The 20,164-nt window shown below is 70.7% G+C and carries 18 protein-coding genes; 10 read left to right on the top strand and 8 right to left on the bottom strand.

Translation table 11 applies throughout. The features are described 5' to 3' along the window. Positions 1-57: 57 nt before the first annotated feature. On the bottom strand, positions 58-708 hold the full coding sequence (locus AB0D48_RS00735; protein WP_362389427.1) for a hypothetical protein: 651 nt from the start codon (positions 706-708) through the stop codon (positions 58-60). 150 nt (positions 709-858) lie between these two features. Further along, on the bottom strand, positions 859-2,508 hold the full coding sequence (locus AB0D48_RS00730; RefSeq protein ID WP_362389426.1) for a protein kinase: 1,650 nt from the start codon (positions 2,506-2,508) through the stop codon (positions 859-861). 228 nt (positions 2,509-2,736) lie between these two features. Between AB0D48_RS00730 and AB0D48_RS00725 the strand changes: the two genes are divergently transcribed. Further along, complete coding sequence (locus tag AB0D48_RS00725; protein ID WP_362389425.1) at positions 2,737-4,317, top strand: protein kinase; 1,581 nt, start codon at positions 2,737-2,739, stop codon at positions 4,315-4,317. 313 nt (positions 4,318-4,630) lie between these two features. Here AB0D48_RS00725 and AB0D48_RS00720 read toward each other — a convergent pair whose 3' ends face one another. After that, a complete protein-coding gene (locus AB0D48_RS00720) occupies positions 4,631-5,293 on the bottom strand; it encodes a response regulator transcription factor (RefSeq protein ID WP_362389424.1) in 663 nt (220 codons plus the stop codon). Between the two features lie 325 nt (positions 5,294-5,618). Here AB0D48_RS00720 and pdhA point away from each other — a divergent pair, with 325 nt between their 5' ends. From pdhA to AB0D48_RS00700, 4 genes are all read left to right on the top strand, one after another. After that, positions 5,619-6,818: a pyruvate dehydrogenase (acetyl-transferring) E1 component subunit alpha gene (gene pdhA, locus AB0D48_RS00715; RefSeq protein WP_362389423.1), complete on the top strand. Its 1,200-nt coding sequence runs from the start codon at positions 5,619-5,621 to the stop codon at positions 6,816-6,818. Between the two features lie 5 nt (positions 6,819-6,823). Further along, the gene (locus tag AB0D48_RS00710) at positions 6,824-7,804 is read left to right on the top strand and encodes an alpha-ketoacid dehydrogenase subunit beta (protein WP_362389422.1); all 981 of its coding nucleotides are present in this window, start codon (positions 6,824-6,826) and stop codon (positions 7,802-7,804) included. A 12-nt stretch (positions 7,805-7,816) separates the two neighbouring features. Then, positions 7,817-9,208 carry a dihydrolipoamide acetyltransferase family protein gene (locus AB0D48_RS00705; RefSeq protein WP_362389421.1) on the top strand — a complete coding sequence of 464 codons (1,392 nt, stop codon included), beginning with the start codon at positions 7,817-7,819 and terminating at the stop codon, positions 9,206-9,208. A gap of 124 nt (positions 9,209-9,332) precedes the next feature. Further along, positions 9,333-10,268 (top strand): GNAT family N-acetyltransferase, encoded by a 936-nt coding sequence (locus AB0D48_RS00700; RefSeq protein WP_362389420.1) that lies wholly within the window; start codon positions 9,333-9,335, stop codon positions 10,266-10,268. Between the two features lie 28 nt (positions 10,269-10,296). On the opposite strand, the gene AB0D48_RS00695 is transcribed toward AB0D48_RS00700, so the two are convergent. Then, the gene (locus tag AB0D48_RS00695; protein WP_362389419.1) at positions 10,297-11,415 is read right to left on the bottom strand and encodes a hypothetical protein; all 1,119 of its coding nucleotides are present in this window, start codon (positions 11,413-11,415) and stop codon (positions 10,297-10,299) included. A 283-nt stretch (positions 11,416-11,698) separates the two neighbouring features. Between AB0D48_RS00695 and AB0D48_RS00690 the strand changes: the two genes are divergently transcribed. Together AB0D48_RS00690 and AB0D48_RS00685 are read left to right on the top strand one after the other, a co-directional pair. Then, positions 11,699-12,463: a hypothetical protein gene (locus AB0D48_RS00690; RefSeq protein ID WP_362389418.1), complete on the top strand. Its 765-nt coding sequence runs from the start codon at positions 11,699-11,701 to the stop codon at positions 12,461-12,463. Positions 12,464-12,638: 175 nt separating this feature from the next. Next, entirely contained in the window at positions 12,639-15,395 is a 2,757-nt protein-coding gene (locus AB0D48_RS00685) for a PKD domain-containing protein (protein WP_362389417.1), read from the top strand. A gap of 76 nt (positions 15,396-15,471) precedes the next feature. Here AB0D48_RS00685 and AB0D48_RS00680 read toward each other — a convergent pair whose 3' ends face one another. From AB0D48_RS00680 to AB0D48_RS00670, 3 genes are all read right to left on the bottom strand, one after another. Continuing rightward, the gene (locus AB0D48_RS00680; RefSeq protein ID WP_362389416.1) at positions 15,472-15,891 is read right to left on the bottom strand and encodes a PPOX class F420-dependent oxidoreductase; all 420 of its coding nucleotides are present in this window, start codon (positions 15,889-15,891) and stop codon (positions 15,472-15,474) included. Between the two features lie 65 nt (positions 15,892-15,956). Next, entirely contained in the window at positions 15,957-17,180 is a 1,224-nt protein-coding gene (locus tag AB0D48_RS00675; RefSeq protein WP_362389415.1) for a DUF1266 domain-containing protein, read from the bottom strand. Positions 17,181-17,189: 9 nt separating this feature from the next. Beyond that, entirely contained in the window at positions 17,190-17,594 is a 405-nt protein-coding gene (locus tag AB0D48_RS00670) for an ATP-binding protein (RefSeq protein ID WP_362389414.1), read from the bottom strand. A gap of 207 nt (positions 17,595-17,801) precedes the next feature. Between AB0D48_RS00670 and AB0D48_RS00665 the strand changes: the two genes are divergently transcribed. The 3 genes from AB0D48_RS00665 to AB0D48_RS00655 are packed head-to-tail and all read left to right on the top strand — an operon-like array spanning position 17,802 to position 19,121. After that, positions 17,802-18,686 carry a helix-turn-helix transcriptional regulator gene (locus tag AB0D48_RS00665; RefSeq protein WP_362389413.1) on the top strand — a complete coding sequence of 295 codons (885 nt, stop codon included), beginning with the start codon at positions 17,802-17,804 and terminating at the stop codon, positions 18,684-18,686. A gap of 4 nt (positions 18,687-18,690) precedes the next feature. Then, positions 18,691-18,867 (top strand): DUF397 domain-containing protein, encoded by a 177-nt coding sequence (locus AB0D48_RS00660; protein ID WP_362389412.1) that lies wholly within the window; start codon positions 18,691-18,693, stop codon positions 18,865-18,867. Next, on the top strand, positions 18,864-19,121 hold the full coding sequence (locus AB0D48_RS00655) for a glutaredoxin domain-containing protein (protein WP_362389411.1): 258 nt from the start codon (positions 18,864-18,866) through the stop codon (positions 19,119-19,121). Before AB0D48_RS00660 ends, AB0D48_RS00655 begins: the two co-directional genes overlap by 4 nt. On the opposite strand, the gene AB0D48_RS00650 is transcribed toward AB0D48_RS00655, so the two are convergent. Beyond that, entirely contained in the window at positions 19,096-20,067 is a 972-nt protein-coding gene (locus AB0D48_RS00650; protein WP_362389410.1) for a GntR family transcriptional regulator, read from the bottom strand. The two genes, AB0D48_RS00655 and AB0D48_RS00650, sit on opposite strands and share 26 nt — an antisense overlap. Positions 20,068-20,164 lie beyond the last annotated feature (97 nt).

The raw sequence follows: 20,164 nt of genomic DNA, 5'->3' as shown, positions 1-20,164 counted from the left end.
CCCTGCAACCATCTCCGGTCGTACGTCCCAGGGGGGACGCCGAGGCCTGCCGGGTGGTCACGACCCTCTGCGCAGCCGCACGCCGAGGTAGCCCAGCCCCAGTCCCATCAGGGCGAATCCGGTGCCCAGCGGCAGGATGTGGGCGGCCAGGTCGGCGGCCCGTTCGTTCGGCTCGGTGCCGAGGGCCCTGACCACCACCTCGGGCGGAGTCGGCACGACGCGCGGCGGGTCGCGGAGTTCGGGGGGTACGGGGGCTACGGGGGGCACGGCGGGCACGGCGGGTACGGCGGGTGCGGCGGGTACGGCGGGCACGGGGCGCGCCGGCCGCACCGGCAGTGGGCGGGAGGCGACCAGCATCTCCGGGTTCGCGGGCTCGGCGGCGGGCCTGCCCGGCCGCTCCCGCCCGGACCCGGCGGCGCTGCCCGCCAGCCCCTCGCGCACGTCCTCGGGTACGTCGTCCAGCACGGGCGCCGTGACGTGCGACCGGCCGTACGGGGGAACGGCCCGTACGCGAATGCCGAGCGCGGAAACGGCGGGTACGCGAATGCCGAGCGCGGGAACGGCGCCTACGGGAACGGCGCCTACGGGAACGGCGCGTACGGGAACGGCTCGTACGGGAACGGCGTACGCGGGGCCGGCGGCCGCGAGCGCGGCGGCGGTCAGTACGACCCAGGCCAGCCGGCGCGGCGGGCGGAAACCTTGGATCACGGGTGCCCCTCCCGTCCGAGAGACGAGCTGTCCCGCCCAGGCTTACATAGTGGGGCAAAAGCGGCATCCCGGGCCCCTCATCGGGGTACCCGGGATGTCGGTGTGTCGCGCCCTGACCGGGCCGACGTGAGGTCGGAGGTGCCGGAGCCGCTACTCCGGATTGCCGGTGGACACGGTCAGCGTGTACTCCGTGCCCTCCTTGTTGATCGGGTCGTCGGGCCGCGGGCTCTGCTCGAGCACCATGTCCTTGCCGTACACGGCCTCGTCCTTCTCGACGATCGTGTACTTGCCGCCCGAGGCCTGGATGCACTCCTTCACGGAGAGCAGGTTCTTGTAGCGCAGGTCCGGCGCCTGGTACTTCCCCGCGTCCTTGTAGTGCTTCGTCGGCTCCTTGCACTTCTTCGGGTCGATCGTGCGCGAGGGGTCCGGCCCCTTGAACCCGGCCTTGGCGGAGCCGCTCGCCGAGGTTCCCGGGGACGCCGTGGTGTTGCCCTTGTCGTCGTCGCCGTTCATCGCGATCGCGGCGATCAGACCGCCGACGGCCAGCAGGGCCACCGCGATGGCGCCCACGATCACCGGCATGTTCCGCTTCTCGCCCCCGGCCCGTCCGGCGGTACCGCCGGCCGTGGTCGCCGGCGAGATCGTGTACGGCGGCGGGGTGTGCGGCGCGTACTGCTGCTGCGGCGGCGGAGTGTGCGGGTAGGCGTAGCCGCCCTGCGGCTGCGGGGCCGGCGTCGGGGCGTAGGGGGACGGCGCCTGGGTGTGCTGCGGCTGGTACGGCTGCTGCACGGACGGCGGCGCCTGGTACCCGGAGTCCACCGGCGGGAACACGGCCGAGGCCACGCCCGCGCCGTTGCCGCCGGTGGTGGCGCCCTGGACGATGACCGGGGCCCCGGTCCGCCCGGAGCCCAGCACCCGCGCGACCTCGTCGCCCATGGCCGCCGCCGTGGGGAAGCGCTCGTTCGGGTTCTTCTTCAAGGCCCGCGCCACCAGCGCGTCCATCGCCGGGGTCACCGAACGGTTGATGGAGGACGGAGCGACCGGCTCCTCCTGCACGTGCGCGTACGCGATGGCCAGGGGCGAGTCGGCATCGAACGGAATCCGCCCGGTCAACAGCTGGAACAGCATGATGCCGACGGAGTACAGGTCGGAGCGGGCGTCGACGCCGCGCCCCAGCGCCTGCTCGGGCGACAGGTACTGCGGGGTGCCGACGACCATGCCCGTCTGCGTCATCGAGGTGACGCCCGACTGCATGGCGCGGGCGATGCCGAAGTCCATCACCTTGACGACGCCGCGCTTGTTCACCATGACGTTGCCGGGCTTGATGTCGCGGTGGACCAGGCCCATCTCGTGGCTGGTCTCCAGCGCGGCCAGCACGTCGGCCGTCACCTTCAGCGCCTTCTCCGCCGGCATCGCCCCGTACTGCCGGATGTCCGCGTCGAGCACCGAGCCGAGCGGCTGGCCCTCCACGTACTCCATGACGATGTACGGCATCACCGCGCCGTCGTTCGAGCCCGAGGCGAACGTCACTTCACCTTCACCGGTATCGAATACCGAGACGATGTTCGTGTGCGACAGTTTGGCTACAGCCTGGGCCTCGCGGCGGAAACGCTCCCGGAAGGACTGCTCGCGGCCGAGGTCGCTGTGCAGGGTCTTGATGGCGACCTGCCGGTCGAGCGCCGAGTCGTACGCCAGGTACACGGAGGCCATGCCACCCGCACCCAGCAAGTCCCTTAGCTGGTAACGGCCACCGGCCAGAGAGCCGCCCGCGTACTGGCCCTGAGTGCCGTCCTGGCTCATGACTGTTGCTTCCCCTCGGGATGTGTCCCTACGGCTCTGGCTGAGCGCATGTCGCGCCCAGTCTGCCGGAGGGCAAGCACACGTCAAGCCAGGTGCCCGTTCCGTGACCACACGGGCACAGGGCGCCTTGTCCGAACGGTGACCGGTTCCGAGGCTGTAGCGTTCGTCGGAGCATCAAAGAAGAGGACACCGCTGAGCGGCGGCCGAGAGAGACGACGGCGAGGACTGATGGCACCCGAACCCGAGGGAAACGGCGCCGGGATGGCCGATGGTCCTGAGCACTGGGGCGCCGGCGGCCTGGTGGGAGACGGCCGTTACCGGCTGACCCACAGGCTGGGCCGTGGCGGCATGGCCGAGGTGTTCGCCGCCGAGGACGTACGTCTCGGCCGCACCGTCGCCGTGAAGCTGCTGCGCGCGGACCTGGCCGAGGACCCGGTGTCCAAGGCCCGCTTCACCCGCGAAGCGCAATCCGTCGCCGGGCTCAACCACCATGCCGTCGTCGCCGTGTACGACTCGGGCGAGGACCGGGTCGGCCCGAACACCGTCCCGTACATCGTGATGGAGCTGGTCGAGGGCCGCACCATCCGCGACCTGCTGATCAGCGCCGAGGCCCCGGGCCCCGAGCAGGCGCTCATCATCACCTCGGGCGTGCTCGAAGCGCTCGCCTACTCCCACCAGCACGGCATCGTGCACCGTGACATCAAGCCGGCGAACGTCATCATCACCGAGACCGGCGCGGTCAAGGTGATGGACTTCGGCATCGCCCGCGCCCTGCACGGCGCCCAGTCGACGATGACCCAGACCGGCATGGTCATGGGCACCCCGCAGTACCTGTCGCCCGAGCAGGCCCTCGGCAAGGCCGTGGACCACCGCTCCGACCTGTACGCGACCGGCTGTCTGCTGTACGAACTGCTCGCGCTCCGGCCCCCGTTCACCGGGGAGACCCCGCTGTCGGTGGTCTACCAGCACGTCCAGGACGCACCCGTGCCGCCCTCGCAGCTGCCGGAGGGCCAGCACCTTCCGCAGGAACTCGACGGCCTGGTCATGCGATCGCTTGCCAAGGACCCGGACGACCGGTTCCAGAGCGCCGAGGAGATGCGCGCACTGGTCCAGTACGCGCTCCAGATGTTGCACGACCAGGGGCCGAACACCGGCACCTGGAACACCGGCCCGGTCACCATGGCCCTGCCGCACGGGCGGGGCGGGGCGGCGGCCACCACGGCGATGCCCGTGGGCGGCGGGACCGGCGGACAGCAGTACGCCTCGAACACCTCGACCTCGCAGTTCCACCAGCCGATCGTGCCGCCGCTCAACCCGGACGACGGCTCGGCCTTCCCCGGCGGAGGTGGCAACAGCCAGAGCGGCCACGGCGGCGGCTACGACGGCTACGAGGACCGTGGCGCCGGCCGCTGGAAGATGTGGCTGTTCGCGGTGCTCGCGATCGTCGCGGTCGCCGCGGGTGTGGCCTACGCGGTCAAAACCGTGGGCGGCACGGGCGGCGGGGAGAACAAGCAGCCGAGCAACGTCCAGACCTCCTCCAGCGGGCAGCCGAGCGTCTCCGACACCCCGCCGACGCCGTCGTCCCACGCGAGCACGGAGGACACCCCGACGTTCACCCCGCCCACGTCGAGCCGCAGCAGGTCCCAGAGCTTCAGCACGTCGCCCTCGGCCTCGGCCTCGGCCTCACCGTCGACGTCGGCCTCCCCGACGAAGACGGCCACGAACTCGCCGTCGCCGTCGGTGTCGAAGTCGGTCACGCACTCGCCGTCGAAGCCCGTGGAGACGGGCGGGGTCAACTCCGAGGAATGACGCGCCCGGCCCTGAAAAGAGCTGGTCAGAGCGCGTGCTGGTATTTCCGGTGGGGATTGCCGGCAAGAGAGCGCACGGTGACGAACTGAGGTTCGATGCGCATGTGGACGGGGTCGAAGACCGCTCCGTCCACGAAATGCGGACCGGGGCCGAACAGTTCCCGTTCGGCGGGGGTCGGTTCGGCTGTCCGTCGTGCGGTTCCGGTGAACTGGACCGACCACAGGTGCGAGTCCCGGGAAATTGAAGTTGTCGGCCCCGTGGGCGACCCGCGCTGCCGTTGCAGGCCCGGTGGCAGCGGCCCGTCGGCCGCTGCCTAGCGGCTCTTCTCCGCCTGCAGGCGGGCCACGTACGCGGCGGCCTGCGAGCGGCGCTCCATGCCCAGCTTGGAGAGCAGGCTGGAAACGTAGTTCTTGATCGTCTTCTCGGCCAGGTGCAGCCGCTCGCCGATGACGCGGTTGGTCAGGCCCTCGCCGATCAGGTCGAGGATCTTCCGCTCCTGCTCGGTGAGGTGGGACAGGCGGTCGTCGCCCTTGCCGTTCTTGCCGTCGCGCAGCCGCTCCAGCACCCGCGCGGTGGCCACCGGGTCCAGCAGCGACTTTCCGGCGGCGACGTCACGCACGGCGCTGAGCAGCTCGTTCCCGCGGATCGCCTTGAGCACGTAGCCCGAGGCGCCGGCCATGATCGCGTCGAACAGCGCCTCGTCGTCGGCGAACGAGGTCAGCATCAGGCACTTGACGTCCTCGTCCAGGGAGCGGACCTCGCGGCAGACCTCCACACCGCTGCCGTCCGGGAGGCGCACGTCGAGGACGGCCACGTCAGGACGGGTGGCGGGGATGCGGACCAAGGCGTCGGCAGCGGTGCCGGCCTCGCCGACGATCTCGATGTCCTCTTCGACCGACAACAGCTCCTGGACACCCCGACGCACCACTTCGTGGTCGTCCAGGAGGAATACCTTGATTTTTCCGTCTTGGCGCACGACGTCAGTTTCACACACTCACCCCTTCCCTGCCGGAGTTACCCGGGATAACGTGCCGTTGTTCCCGGCCCCTGCAAGGCTGTGACCAGTGGTTGTTCCCGCTTCCGCGCATTTACTTGGAAATCCAAGCAAAAATGCAGGTCAAACGGGGTTTCGCAGTTATGCGGCGCACTGGGTAACGTGCATTGCGCAGGGCACTCGCCGGGGCACCTGTCACGCCTGAATCCCGTACACGACGCGCACACACCCCGTGCGCTGGTACGGATCCAGGTGAGCCGCACTGGACCCCGGAGAACCCGGGTGCCGGACCGACGGAGGAGCACACGTGACCGTGGAGAGCACTGCCGCGCGCAAGCCGCGACGCAGCAGTGGCACCAAGCGGGAGGCCGGCGCGGCGAGCGCCCGCAAGACCGCCGCTGCCACCGCGCAGTCGCAGGACGCCGAACCTCAGCTCGTACAGCTGCTGACGCCCGAAGGGGACCGGGTCGAGAACGCCGAAAACGCGGAATTCGCCCCCTTCGTCGCGGACATCACCACCGAGGACCTGCGCGGGCTGTACCGCGACATGGTCATGACCCGCCGCTTCGACGGCGAGGCGACCGCCCTGCAGCGCCAGGGAGAGCTGGGCCTGTGGGCCTCGCTCCTCGGCCAGGAGGCGGCGCAGATCGGCTCCGGCCGGGCGCTGAACGACGAGGACTACGTCTTCCCGACCTACCGCGAGCACGGTGTGGCCTGGTGCCGCGGGGTCGACCCGACGAACCTGCTCGGGATGTTCCGCGGTGTGAACCACGGTGGCTGGGACCCCAACACCAACAACTTCCACCTCTACACGATCGTCATCGGCTCGCAGACGCTCCACGCGACCGGTTACGCGATGGGTGTGGCCAAGGACGGCGCCGACTCCGCGGTCATCGCCTACTTCGGTGACGGCGCGTCCAGCCAGGGCGACGTCGCCGAGGCGTTCACCTTCTCGGCCGTCTACAACTCCCCCGTGGTGTTCTTCTGCCAGAACAACCAGTGGGCGATCTCCGAGCCGACCGAGCGCCAGATGCGCGTGCCGCTCTACCAGCGCGCGCAGGGCTTCGGCTTCCCCGGCGTCCGCGTCGACGGCAACGACGTGCTGGCCTGCCTGGCCGTGACCCGCTGGGCCCTGGACCGGGCGCGCCGCGGCGAGGGCCCGACCCTGGTCGAGGCGTTCACGTACCGGATGGGCGCGCACACCACCTCCGACGACCCGACGAAGTACCGGCGGGACGAGGAGACGGCGGCGTGGGAGGCGAAGGACCCGATCCTGCGCCTGAAGGCCCACCTGCTGGCCACCGGCGGTGCCGACGAGGCCTTCTTCGCCGAGCTGGAGGCGGAGAGCGAGGCGATGGGCAAGCGGGTCCGCGAGGCCGTACGCGCCATGCCCGACCCGGACACCATGGCGATCTTCGAGAACGTCTACGCGGACGGGCACGCGCTCGTCGACGAGGAGCGCGCGCAGTTCGCCGCCTACCTCGCGTCCTTCGAGGGTGGGGAGTGACCACCATGGCCATCGAGAAGATGTCTATCGCGAAGGCGCTCAACGAGTCGCTGCGCAAGGCCCTGGAGCAGGACCCGAAGGTCCTGATCATGGGCGAGGACGTCGGCAAGCTGGGCGGTGTCTTCCGGATCACCGACGGCCTGCAGAAGGACTTCGGCGAGGAGCGGGTCATCGACACCCCGCTCGCCGAGTCGGGCATCGTCGGCACGGCCATCGGGCTCGCGCTGCGCGGCTACCGGCCGGTCGTGGAGATCCAGTTCGACGGCTTCGTCTTCCCCGCGTACGACCAGATCGTCACGCAGCTCGCGAAGATGCACGCGCGCGCCCTCGGCAAGATCAAGATGCCGGTCGTCATCCGCATCCCGTACGCGGGCGGCATCGGCGCCGTGGAGCACCACAGCGAGTCCCCCGAGGCGCTCTTCGCGCACGTCCCGGGCCTCAAGGTGGTCTCCCCGTCGAACGCGAGCGACGCGTACTGGATGCTCCAGCAGGCGATCCTCAGCGACGACCCGGTGATCTTCTTCGAGCCGAAGCGCCGCTACTGGGACAAGGGCGAGGTCGACGTCGACGCGATCCCCTACCAGCTGCACAAGGCGCGGGTGGCCCGCGAGGGCGCGGACATCACGCTGGCCGCCTACGGTCCGATGGTGAAGGTCTGCCTGGAGGCGGCGGCCGCGGCGGCCGAGGAGGGCAAGTCGGTGGAGGTCGTCGACCTGCGCTCGATGTCCCCGGTCGACTTCGACGGACTGCAGGCGTCGGTGGAGAAGACCCGCCGGCTCGTGGTCGTCCACGAGGCGCCGGTCTTCCTGGGCGTGGGCTCGGAGATCGCCGCTCGCATCACGGAGCGGTGCTTCTACCACCTGGAGGCGCCGGTGCTGCGCGTGGGCGGTTTCCACGCCCCGTACCCGCCGGCCCGCCTGGAGGACGAGTACCTGCCGGGCCTGGACAGGGTGCTCGACGCCGTCGACCGCTCGCTGGCGTACTGAGGAGCCACGTTCATGACCATCCGCGAATTCAAGATGCCCGACGTGGGCGAGGGCCTCACCGAGGCCGAGATCCTCAAGTGGTACGTCCAGCCGGGTGACACCGTCACCGACGGCCAGGTCGTCTGCGAGGTCGAGACGGCCAAGGCCGCCGTGGAGCTGCCGATCCCGTTCGACGGCGTCGTGCACGCGCTCCTCTTCGAGGAGGGCACCACGGTCGACGTCGGCCAGGTGATCATCTCGGTCCAGACCGAGGGCGGTGCCGCCGAGGCCCCGGTCCAGGAGGCGGCCCCGGCCGTCGCCGCCGAGGAGCCGGCCGCCCCCGAGGCGCGCCAGCCCGTCCTGGTGGGCTACGGCGTCTCCACCGCCTCCACCAAGCGCCGCCCGCGCAAGGCTCCGGCGGGCGCGGCCACGGCCGCGCAGAACGGTACGGCCCCGGCTCCCGCTGCGGCCCCGGCTCCTGCCCCGGCAGCCGTCCCGGCGCAGCCGGCCGGCGAGCGGCCGCTGGCCAAGCCGCCGGTGCGCAAGCTCGCCAAGGACCTGGGCATCGACCTGGCGTCCGTGGTGCCCACCGGCGACGGCGGGGTCGTGACCCGGGAGGACGTCCACGCGGCGGCCGCCGCGGCGATCACCCCGCAGGCCGCGCCCGCGGCCGCCCCCGTGGCGGCTCAGGCCCCGGCCGCGGCCGAGGTGCCCGCGCGGGAGACCCGTGAGACCCGCATCCCGGTCAAGGGCGTCCGCAAGGTCACGGCCCAGGCCATGGTCGGCTCCGCCTTCACCGCGCCGCACGTCACCGAGTTCATCACCTTCGACGTGACCCGCACGATGAAGCTGGTCCAGGAGCTCAAGGCCGATCCGGACCTCGCGGGGCTGCGCGTCAACCCGCTGCTCCTGATCGCCAAGGCCGTCCTGGTGGCCATCCGCCGCAACCCGGACGTCAACGCGTCCTGGGACGAGGCGGCCCAGGAGATCGTGCTCAAGCACTACGTCAACCTGGGCATCGCGGCGGCCACCCCCCGAGGGCTGATCGTCCCGAACATCAAGGACGCCGACACCAAGACGCTCGGCGAGCTGTCGACGGCCCTGTCCGAGCTGGTCGCCACGGCCCGCGACGGCAAGACCTCCCCGGCGGACATGCAGAACGGCACCCTCACCATCACCAACGTGGGCGTCTTCGGCGTCGACACCGGTACGCCGATCCTGAACCCCGGCGAGTCCGCGATCCTCGCGGTCGGCGCGATCAAGCTCCAGCCGTGGGTCCACAAGGGCAAGGTGAAGCCGCGTCACGTCACCACGCTGGCCCTGTCGTTCGACCACCGTCTCATCGACGGCGAACTCGGGTCCCGCTTCCTGGCCGACATCGCGGCGGTCCTGGAGCACCCCCGCCGCCTGATCACCTGGGCGTAGCCACCCCGCGGCACCCACCGATGGCCGGCCTTCCCTCGCGGAGGCCGGCCATCGGCCGTGGGACGTGCGCCGGCGGGGAGGAAAACCCCTGGGCAGAGTGATCACGTCGTGTGATCATCGCCCGATGTTCTTCCGCGCTGCCACCGCAGACCCCACAGACCTGGACCGCGCCGTCGCCTACCCGGCCGACGGCCCCGTCCCCGCCCTGACCGCCGAGAAGATCCGTGAGGAGCTCGCCGCCGGACAGTTCCGCCCCGAGTGGACCTGGTTCGCCGAGGACGAGGACGGGGAGGTGCTGGCCCGCGCCCTGTGGTGGGGTCGCGCCGACAGCGAGCGGCCCATCGCCCTCGACTGCCTCCAGGTGCGGGCCTCGGTGGCCGACCCGGCCGCCGTCGCCGCCGGGCTGCTGGCAGCCGGCCATGCCGCCTTCGGCGCGCTGCCGCTCTACAACCTCTCGCTGCCGCGCGGCTGGCGGACCGACCCTGCCCTGACAGAGGCGGTCTCCTGGCGCCAGGAGGCCGCGTACAAGACCGGTCTGACCAACGAGATCGAGCGCCTGCGCTACGAATGGACCCCGGCCGCCGGGACGGCCGGGCCCACCGGGCGGCTCGTCTTCCGCGAGGGCACGGACGAGGAGTTCCTGGAGGCCTTCGTCCGGCTGTCCCACGGCAGCCTCGACGCGCACACCCGGGCCGAACTGCGCTCCATGGACGCCGAACAGCTGGCCCGCGAGGACATCGCCTTCTACCGCGACTGCCCCGGCGAGCGCTCCTGGTGGCGCCTCGCCCACCTGCCCGACGGCACGCCGGCCGGCATGGCGATCCCCTCCGCGACCCCGTACCACCGCAACGTCGGCTACCTGGGCGTCGTACCGGAACAGCGCGGCCAGGGACTGATCGACGAGGTCCTGGCCGAGATCACCCGCTTCCACGCGGCCGCGGGCGCCGACCGCATCACCGCGACCACGGACACCGTCAACGTCCCGATGGCCGCGGCCTTCGACCGGGCCGGGTACGAGGTGACGGAGATCCGCCTGGTCCTGGAGGCGCCCTCGGCGTGACCTCGTAGCCGTTGGTCGCGGGCCGGCGTCAGCCGGTGTAGTAGCCCTGGACGTCGACGACCAGGTCGGTCCGGCCGTGCGGGTTGTACAGCTCGATGTAACCGTCCGCGCTGACCGCCACGATCGTCATGGAGGCGACGTCCTTGTCGGCGCGGTAGTTCAGGCTGGACGTGGCGGGGACGGCGGTGCCGGCGGCGTGCGCCGTGATGTGGCCGTCCTCGCTCGCGTTGGTGGAGGTCGCGTTGATCACCACGGCCGCGACGCCCTGCGGCACGCCGTTCAGCCCGGTCACCTTCACCCGGGTGCTGGAACCCGGCCCGGCCTGCCCGGCCCGGCCACCGAGACCGGTACGGGTGTCCAGGACGCGGGTCGGGGTGGCGGGGACGAAGAGGCCGCTGGTGCCGACGTCTCCGGTGTGATTGCGGAACCTGCCGACGTAGTCGACGATCAGGTCGACCTCGCCGGCGTTGTTGTAGAGGCCGAGGCCGCCGCTGCCCAGGTTCATGTAGGAGATGTTGGTGACCGTCTGGCCCGGACCGAAGTTGAGGTCGGAGGTCTTCCAGACGTTCTGGGAGGCGGGGTAGACGGTGACGTGGCTCGCCTCGGTCGGCTGGGTGGCCGTGACCTGGAGGGCGAGGGTGGTGTTGCTCTGGCTGGGGTCGAGGACCGAGGAGACGTCCGCGGCGAGCGCGTTCCGCTCGCCGGCGCCCACCCGGCCCTGGCGGTCGCCGATCGTGGTGCGGGTGTCCAGCAGGCGGGTCGGCGTACCGATGGTGAAGGTGTTGCCCGGGTAGCCGTTGGCGCCCTTGGCGGTGTAGAAGCCCTGGAGGTCGACGACCAGGTGGGCGTTCCCGGTGTTGTTGTAGAGGTCGACCACGCCATTGGCGCCGACCTGCACCGTCACGCGATTGGTGGTCACACCGCGCCCGGCCGTGAAGTTGATGCTGGACACCGTCGGAACGCCGTTGCCGTCCGGGTACGCCGTCACGAAGCTGTCGATGGTCGGGTCGACGACCGTCACGTTCATCACGACGGCGGTCGGGACGGCACCGCTCATGAGGCCGAGCTTCTTGCTGATGTCGATCTTGGTTACGCTGCCCGGGCCGACCTTGCCCGACGGGGCTCCGTCACCGAACCGGGTGTCCACCAGGCGGTAGTTCGCACGGAGAAGTAGGTGCTGGCCGGGCCCACCTGCGGACCGTCTGCGGCGGTCGCGCTGTCGGCAGGCAGGACGGCGCCGACGGCGAGGACGAGGGCGGCCGTGGCCGCGGCACGGGATTACGAGCGCATGGAAATTTCCCCCCGGAAAGTCAGGCGGTCGGTCTGACCGCCGGCTCATGCTAGGTGGCGCCCCCTCACACCCCGACAACGGGGTTCCTGTGCGTACGGGACAGAGGCGGTAGCCTCCCGCCCGGGAGAGGGGGGCCGCGGTGTCCATCGCCGAATTGCAGGTGTACTCCGTCGAGGAGGCCGACGTCACGGGCGGTGTGTGCGTGGTGCGTTGCGTCGGCGGGGTGGCGCGGGCGGGCCAGGTCTATGCGGTGGGGGAGCTGCGGCTCGGGCTGCGCCGCATAGAGCGGTACGGGCGCACCGTCGGCTTCTTCGACGCCGGGCACGTCGCGAAGGTCCATCTCACCGGCGCGGTGGTCGCGTTGCTCAGTCGGGGGCAGGTGCTGACCGCCGTGCCGCCGGAGGGGCACTCGCTGGAGGAGCTGGAGGAGTGGCTGGCCACCGGCCCGCAGCTGGGCGACGAACCCCCTCCGCGGACGCTGCGCGCCCTGGCGGTGGGGTGGATGCAGGACGACCAGGTGCCGGACGGGATCCGGCTCCGATGGGGCAGGGTGGCGCTGGCCGCGACCTACCGCTGCGCGGAGGCCGAGGGCACGGGCGAGCTGGCCCGGGGGGCCGAGCTGGCCGCCGTACGGGGCTACCTGATCCGGGAGTTCGGCCCGGAACGCGGCGGCGATCCGGCGGCCCTGTGCCGGGAGCTGCTCGCGCTGATCGACCTGAACCCGCAGGAGGCGGCGGCGCGGGGCCGGATCTGGCGGGACCTCCCGCACGGCGACATACTGCACCTGCGCCGGATCAAGCTCCTGATCCCGTGGCTGGCCCTCGTCCGTCCGCACCTCGGGGACGGTGTCCCCTTGGCGGCCTCGGTGGACGCGTGGGCGGCGGTGCGTCCGTATCTGCCGTAGGCCCCCACGTCAACGGGGGTGACATCGGCTTTCGGACAATGTGATGATGGGCGCAGTGCGCGGGGGGTCGCGTGCGCCCGACTGTCGCTGGGGGAACGTCACGCCTGCCAGTCGTGCGGCGCCGCTGCATCCTTCGTGACTCCACGCAGTCCTCTTCACGAAGGAAACCCTCCTGGTGCGTCCCACTCGCACGACGGTCCTGCTCACCGCGGGTCTCGTCACCCTCTTCGGCGCCCCGGCCGCCGCGGCCGCCGAGACCCCGGCCAGCCTCTACGTCAACAATCAGGCCGACTCCAACTGCTCGGACTCCGGTTCGGGTACACAGGCCGTCCCGTACTGCACCATCTCGGCGGCGGCCAAGGTCGTGCGACCGGGCCAGACCGTGCAGATCAAGCCGGGCAAGAGGTACGACGAGGCCCTCACCGTCGACCGCTCCGGTGAGCCCGGCAAGCCGATCACCCTCGTCGCCGAAGGCCGCGATGACATCGGACTCCCAGCCAGGGTGTCACTGGGTGAGAGCTCCGTGACCGTCAGCGGCGCTTCCCACGTGGTGCTCCGCGGGCTGGTCACGACCGGTCCCGTCCGGGTCGGCGGTTCCACGGATGTCGAACTCGACTGGATGGACGTGGAGGGCGACGACGACGTCGTGGTCGGCGACGCGAGCACCGACGTGCGCCTCACCCGAAGCGAGGTGCACGGCGTCCGGATCGAAGGCGGTGCCCGGGGCACCCTCCTCGGCCGCAACTTCATCCGCAGCGGCACCGCGACGCTGGTCACGGCGGTGGATGCACCTGGCACGGTGGTCACCAACAACACCTTCCTCCTCGACTGCGTGGCAGCCCTTTCGCTCAGTGGTGCCTCCACCGGGTCCGCGGTGTTCAACAACGTGATCTACCCGGCCGACTTCACCCCCTGTCCGTCCGGCAGTGCGCACACCGGCATCGTGGTCTCGGAGAGCGCCGCCGCGGGTACGCGCGCCGACTCCAACCTGCTGGTCGACGGAGCCACGAGCCAGCTGAACGCCTACAACTGGGCCGGCACCGCCTACGAGACCGCCGCGGCGTTCCAGGCCGCGACCGGGCAGGGCGCGCACGACATCGTGACCCCGTCTGCCCCCGGCGCCATCCACGGGGACCAAGGCTCCATGGCCGTCGACTCCGGTGACTCGACGGCGCCGGGCGTGCTGCCCTCGGACAACCGGTTCTTCCCGACCGCGGACGACCCGCGCGTGCCCAACACGGGCAAGGACGGCGGCTTCATCGACCGCGGTGCCCGCGAGACCCAGGACGACCTGCGCAGCGTCTCGATGCAGCTCGACCCGCTCTGGGCTCCGGCCGGCACCACGGTGACGGCCAAGGCCTTCCCGACCAGCACGTGGTCCGCCGCCCTGACCTACCACTACGACTTCGGTGACGGGACGGCTCCGGTCGTCACCAAGGAGCGCAGCGCCGCGCACGCCTACGGCAAGCCGGGCGACTACCTGGTCAATGTGACGGCGGTCAACGGAGTGGGGAAGAAGGTCTCCGCCGAGCAGCAGACGACCAAGGTGACCGCACCCGGCCCGCTGACGGCGGGCTTCACCGCCACGCCGGTCCTGCCGACCTCGGACGGCCCGATCGGGAACGGCGCCCCGCTGACCATGTCGTTCGACCCCCGGCCCGCCACCGCGGCGCCGTGGCCGGTGACGGACGTGTACGTGGACTTCGGTGACGGTTCCTCCGAACACAGCGACCACATGGACCGCGCCTACCGGCACACCTACAGTCAGCCCGGCGACTACAAGGTGACGTTCACCCTCTATGACTCGAAGAACGGCACGTCCAAGGTCAGCCGGGACGTCCGGGTCGACTACGCGGCGTCCGGGTATGTGGCGACGGCGCCGTTCCGGGTGCTGGACACCCGTGCCACCAACGCGCCCGTGCAGGGAGGCGTGGCCACTCCCGTGGTGCTGCCCGTCGGCCTCGCCGTACCGGGTCATGAGCTCTCCGGAAGCATGGCGGCGGCGGTCCTCAACGTGACCGTTACCGGTGCCACCGAGGACACCCACCTCAGCGTCTGGCCGTCGGGTCAGCCCCGCCCGGTGACCTCGAACGTCAACGTGAAGGCGGGCGGTACCTCGTCCAACACGGTCACCGTCCCGGTGGGCGCCGACGGCAAGGTCTCCGCGCAGCTCAACTCCGGCAGGGCCTCGCTGATCGTGGACTTCGTGGGCTACTACCAGCCGAACATCGGGCAGCGGTTCAGCCCGGTGACCCCGACCCGTGTCGTCGACACCCGCGCCACCGGTGGTGCGCTGGGCGGTGGCCAGACCCGCACGGTGAAGGTCGCCGGTGTGAACGGCATCCCGGCGGATGCCACGGCGGTCGCCCTGAACCTGACCGGTACCGGTGCGACCGAGCAGGCGCACGTCATCGCCTACCCGGATCCGGCGAAGCGTCCGACGACCTCGAACCTGAACGTGGAGCCGGGCAAGGACAAGTCGAACCAGGCGATCGTCCCGGTCGGGCCGAACGGCACCATCACGCTGTTCACCAACTCCGGCTCCACCCACCTGGTCGTCGACGCGGTCGGCTACTACGGCAAGGATGCCAAGGCCCTCTTCACCCCGGTCGTGCCCAAGCGGCTCGCCGACACCCGTACGACCGGCAAGCTCGCCCCGGGCGCCACGACGACGGTGGCCGGCCTGCCGGCCAACGCCGTCGGTGCGGTCCTGAACGTGACCGCGACGGAGACCACGGGCCCCGGCTTCCTGACCGTGCACGGGTTCGGGACTCCGCGTACGGATGCGAGCAGCCTGAACACGCTCCCGGGACTGACCGTTCCGAACCACGTCACGACCCCGGTCGGGGACGGCAAGGTCAGCGTCTTCAACAGCTGGGGCGGCAGCAACCACGTGATCACCGACCTGCTGGGCTACTTCACCCAGGGCTAGCCGCAGCGGCAGCACACACCGGAGCCCCGGCCCCCGCGCGCTGCGAGGGCCGGGGCTCCCGGCTGTCCGGGATGGCTCAGCCCGCGGTCTTGGCGGCGTTGCCGAGGATCCTGGTCGGCGTGATGCGGACGACCACGCGGACGTTCTCGGCCGGGGCGTCCACGTACTCCTTGCCGGCGCCCGGGCCGAGGTACTCCTCGGCGATGCGGGCGGCGACGGCCCGGCCGGCGTCCTCGGTGACCGTGGCCGTGCCGCGGATCTCGGCGTAGAGGAAGGGGTTGGCCAGGTCGAAGACGGTCAGGCCGACCCGCCCGTCCCGGACGATGTTCCGCTCCTTGCGGCGGCCCTGCTCGGTGGAGATCAGCAGATCGCCGCCCTCGCGGGACACCCAGACCACGGAACTCTGCGGGCTTCCGTCGGGGTTGATGGTGGAGAGGACCGCCGGGTGCGGGGCGTCCAGCAGTGTGCGCACCGTGTCGTTCAGCTCAACAGTCATGGAAGAAAGGCTAGTTGCCGTGACCGGGCGAACGCCGGGCGTGCGCCGAGGCGGATGCGTCTTCGTCACGTCCAGGGGATGTTGAGCCAGGGGCTGCCGGGATCGGTCGTCAGCGCACGGTGCGCGGCGACCATCTCCTCGTACCATTCCCCGAACTCCTCCTCGTCGAAGTGCAGGCAGCGGCCGAGGACGAAGCCGACGGACAGGTCCTCCCACGAGCGGTACGCGAGCTTGCAGGCGCGGCCGGCTCGTACGACGGCGTCCTCCGTCTCCGCGAGGCTGCCGAAGCGGGCGCCGAGGCCCCAGCGGGCCATCTGGGAGGCCCGGCCGTAGTCCCAGGCCTCGACGGACCGTACGTACTTCCCTTCGGCGAGCAGCCCGTCGGCCCGGAAGCGCTGCTCGTAGCGGGCGATCCGGCCGATGACCCGCTGGATGCCCGCGATCTCGCCCTCGACCTCGGCGGCCGGGCGCGGCTCGGCCAGGGTGACGCCGTCGGGGGTGATCCGCGGCTCGGCGGCCCGTTCGGCGTTCGCCCGGAGCACGGACGCCGTGGCGTGCCGCCAGTGCTCGATGTCCACCGGTCCGGCGAACTCCTTCGCGAGGGCACGGCGGACGCGGAGGGCGAACTCCCATACGGAGCTGACCATGTCGGCGGTCAGGAGCCGTTCGGTGCTCTCCAGCCACTCCTCGCGGGTGGTGATGCCCCACCATTCCTTGAGCTTCTGGCGCTCCTTCGTGTAGCCCTGCCCGTGGTAGGCGATGGCGTTCCAGAACAGTCCGTTGCGGACGGACAGGTGGGCTCCGCAGGCCAGCCCGAAGGCCACGGGTCCGTGCAGCGGGCCGCCGATGTGGAGGGAGTGGACCTTGTTCTGCTCCAACCCGACGGGGCGCTGATTGCGGTTGCAGTGGAAGTCCCAGGTAGCCCGGTGGGCGGGTGTGGCCGGAAGGAAGACCTCGAAGGGGGTGCCGGGGTTGATGGCCAGGTACGGGGGCCCGCCGGCCGGGTAGTTGTCGACGAACCAGCCGAGGTTCTGGCACTTGAAGACCAGCTCGGGGGTCGGAACAGGGAGCATGCCCTCCGTGAAGACGGCGTAGGCGTTGGCGCGGACCTGGGGGAAGTACGCAGGGTCCAGGTGTACACGGGTGGGATTGGCGTCCTGGTAGGTGCGGGACTGCGGTACGAATAGTTCTGTGAGCGAGAGACGGTCGAAGAAGGCGGCCCAGTCGCCGCGTGCCCTGGTCTCGTGCAGCTCTCGCTCTATCGCGCTCGGAGCGGTCCAGTTCCCCATGCGGGAACCCTAGCCGGAAGCATCGAGCGCCAGTTCGGCCCATACCGTCTTGCCGACGACCCGGTCCGAGGCCCCCCACCGCTGCGAGAGCAGGCTCACGATGTGCAGCCCCCGCCCGTACTGCTCGTCGTCCCGCGCCGCTCGCGGTTCGGGCCGCCGCTCGCCTTTCGGATCGGTGACCGCGATGCGGAGCACTGCTCCGCCGAGCTCCACCTCGACCCGGAGGTACCGGTCCCGCACGGAGCCGTGCAGCAGCGCGTTGGTGGTCAACTCGCTGGTCAGCAGCGCCACGTCCGGAGCCAGCCCGGGCTGCCCCCACGCCACGGCCAGCCACGCGGCTCGCCGCCGCGCGGCCGGGACGGAGTCCTGCCGGGGCGGGTAGTTCCGTACGTCGTACCGGATGGGTTCGAGCATCTGTGCGGCACCTCCTGTGCGGGCGGTGGCATGCCGGTGCCGTGCGGGGGCAGGCCGGTGTTCTTCCGCCAACTTTCGCTGTGCGGTGAGCAGTTCGTCACCGACGGTAGGAGCCCGTCCGCTTCCGGGGCAAGTGATTCGGGGAAGATGTTCCCCAGACGGATTACGGGTGTCGACGGTGGGCGGCGTCGGCGAGAGACTGAGCCGGTGAACCGTGGAACAAGTGAAAGCCAGGGAAACCGGACGTCGACGGTGCTGGGGCGTCGACTGGGCCGCGAGCTGTACAAGTTGCGCACTGCGGCGGGCAAGACCCAGCTGCAGGCGGCGAAGGAAATCAGCGCTACGTCCACGAAGATCGTGAAGATGGAGAGCGGCTGGGTGCCCATGCGGGACCCGGACATCCGCGTGCTGTGCGAGTTCTACGGCGTGACGGACGCGCAGTTCGTGACCGGACTGCTTGACCTGGCCCGGCTGGACCGGGAGCGCCGCAAGGCCAAGGGCTGGTGGCAACACGTCCCCACGATGGGCGGCTTGGCCGAATACGTAGCCATGGAGGATGTGGCCACGCACATCCGAACCTGGCAGCTCGCCCTCATTCCTGGGCTGCTCCAGACCGCCGACTATGTCCGGGCGCTCGGCGTCAGCTCCGACTCGTGGACCCATCCCGACGAGATCGAGGTGATGGTGGCCTCCCGGATCAAACGGCAGGCGCGGCTGTGGGGCGACGAGCCACTGGAGTTCCATGCCGTCGTCTGGGAGGGCGCCCTGCGACAAGTGACGGGCGGCCCTGATGTGATGCGGTCGCAGCTCGACCACTTGCTGGAGGTGTCCCAGCTTTCCAACGTCAACGTGCAGGTGCTGCCGTTCCGAGTGGGTGCGCACCCCGGTTTCTCGGGTTCGTTCAACCTGATCTCGTTCGCGGAACCAGGTGCGTTGGACGTTGGCTATGCGGAGGGCGTCGCGTCTACTGTGTGGATGGAGGGGGCGGACGGGAACGAGACGTACAGCCGGTTGTTCGACCGCCTGTCACGGCTGAGCCTTGCGCCTCGAGACTCCGTGAATCTGATTGATGCCATCAGTAAAGGTATGTAGGCACATGACCCAGTTCGTCTTCGTGAAGTCCAGCTACAGCGGTAACACGACCGACTCGGACTGCGTCGAGGTGGCCACCAACGTGACGGGGACGGTGGCCGTCCGGGACAGCAAGCGGGGCGACGGGCCCGTCATCCGGGTCACCGATACCGCGTGGGCGGCCTTCACGGGGGCCCAGTGACGGCCGGGATCACCGTCTACTGGCGGCCCGGGTGCACGTACTGCATCAAGCTGCGCACACAGCTGCGGCTGACCAGGACCCCGTACCGGAAGGTCAACATCTGGCGGGACCCGGACGCGGCGGCCTTCGTGCGCAGCGTCGCCGGCGGGAACGAGACCGTCCCCACGGTGCGCGTGACGTCCGCCGCCGGCCGCGAGTCGGTGATGGTCAACCCCTCGCTCGCCCGGATCAGGCAGGCGCTGACGCTTCGATGACGGGGGTCAGGCCGTCGAGCAGGGCCTTGAGGCCGAATTCGAAGAGCGAGTCCAGCCGCAGGTCGTAGCCGTCCTCGAAGGCTCCGACCACCTTGGTGAAGGTCGGGAAGCGGCCGGATTCCATCAGGTCCCGGAGGGCTGGGGCACGGCTGTCCATCCACTGGTCGTCCGACTGGCCCGTGGCGGCCTCGGCCTGCGCTTCCATCTCCAGGTGCACCGCCAGGCCCTGGACGTGGCTGTAGAGCAGGACGTGGACGTCGAACAGCGTGGTGGGGTCGAGGTCGTGGCCGTCGAGGGCACCCAGCATCCACTCGCCGTGGACCATCAGATGGGGCACGAGCAACGGGCGGGTGAGCGAGCCGAGTTGGGCCAGCCAGGGGTGCTTCCGGTACAGGCTCCACAGGGTCCGGGCGCCCAGCTCGATGCGGGTACGCCACTCCTCGGGGGCATCCGCGGGGTAGGACTCCTCGCCGAACGCGGTGTCGGCCATGAGCAGGACGAGGTCCTCCTTGCTCGGCACGTACCGGTAGGTCGACATCGCGGCGACGCCGAGGCGGGCCGCGACGCCGCGCATGGACAGCGCCGAGAGCCCCTCGGCGTCGGCGATCCCGATGGCGGTACGGACGATCCGGTCGAGGGTCAGTTCCTGCTCGGGGTCCGGGGCGTGTGACGGGCGCCTACGCGGTGGCGTGACGGGGGCGGCGGGGGCGGCGGTACCGGCGACGACCGTGCCGACGCGGGGCCGGGCCTCGACGAGTCCCTCCAGGCGCAGGGTGGTCAGGGCCTTGGTGGCGGTGGCGAGCGCGACGCCCCATTCCCCGGCGATCTGCCGGGTCGAGGGGACCCGGTCCCCGGGGGCGAGTTCACCGTCTGCGATGCGCCGCCGGATCGCGGCGACGATGCGCAGGTAGGGCGGATCACCGGCTGCGCCTGTGGGCTTCGTCACGTCCTGCCGCCTTCCTGTCCTGTACTAGTGCAGAGGGTAGCAGCGGCAACGTCGTTCGGAGCGTGCCTGTCCTAGTGCAGGGCCGCAATTTGGCCAG

This window comes from Streptomyces sp. NPDC048269, assembly GCF_040652395.1.
In the GTDB taxonomy this organism is placed as follows: Bacteria; Actinomycetota; Actinomycetes; order Streptomycetales; family Streptomycetaceae; genus Streptomyces.
Note: the sequence above shows the minus strand (reverse complement) of the source record. Positions and strands in the feature narration are given on the sequence as shown.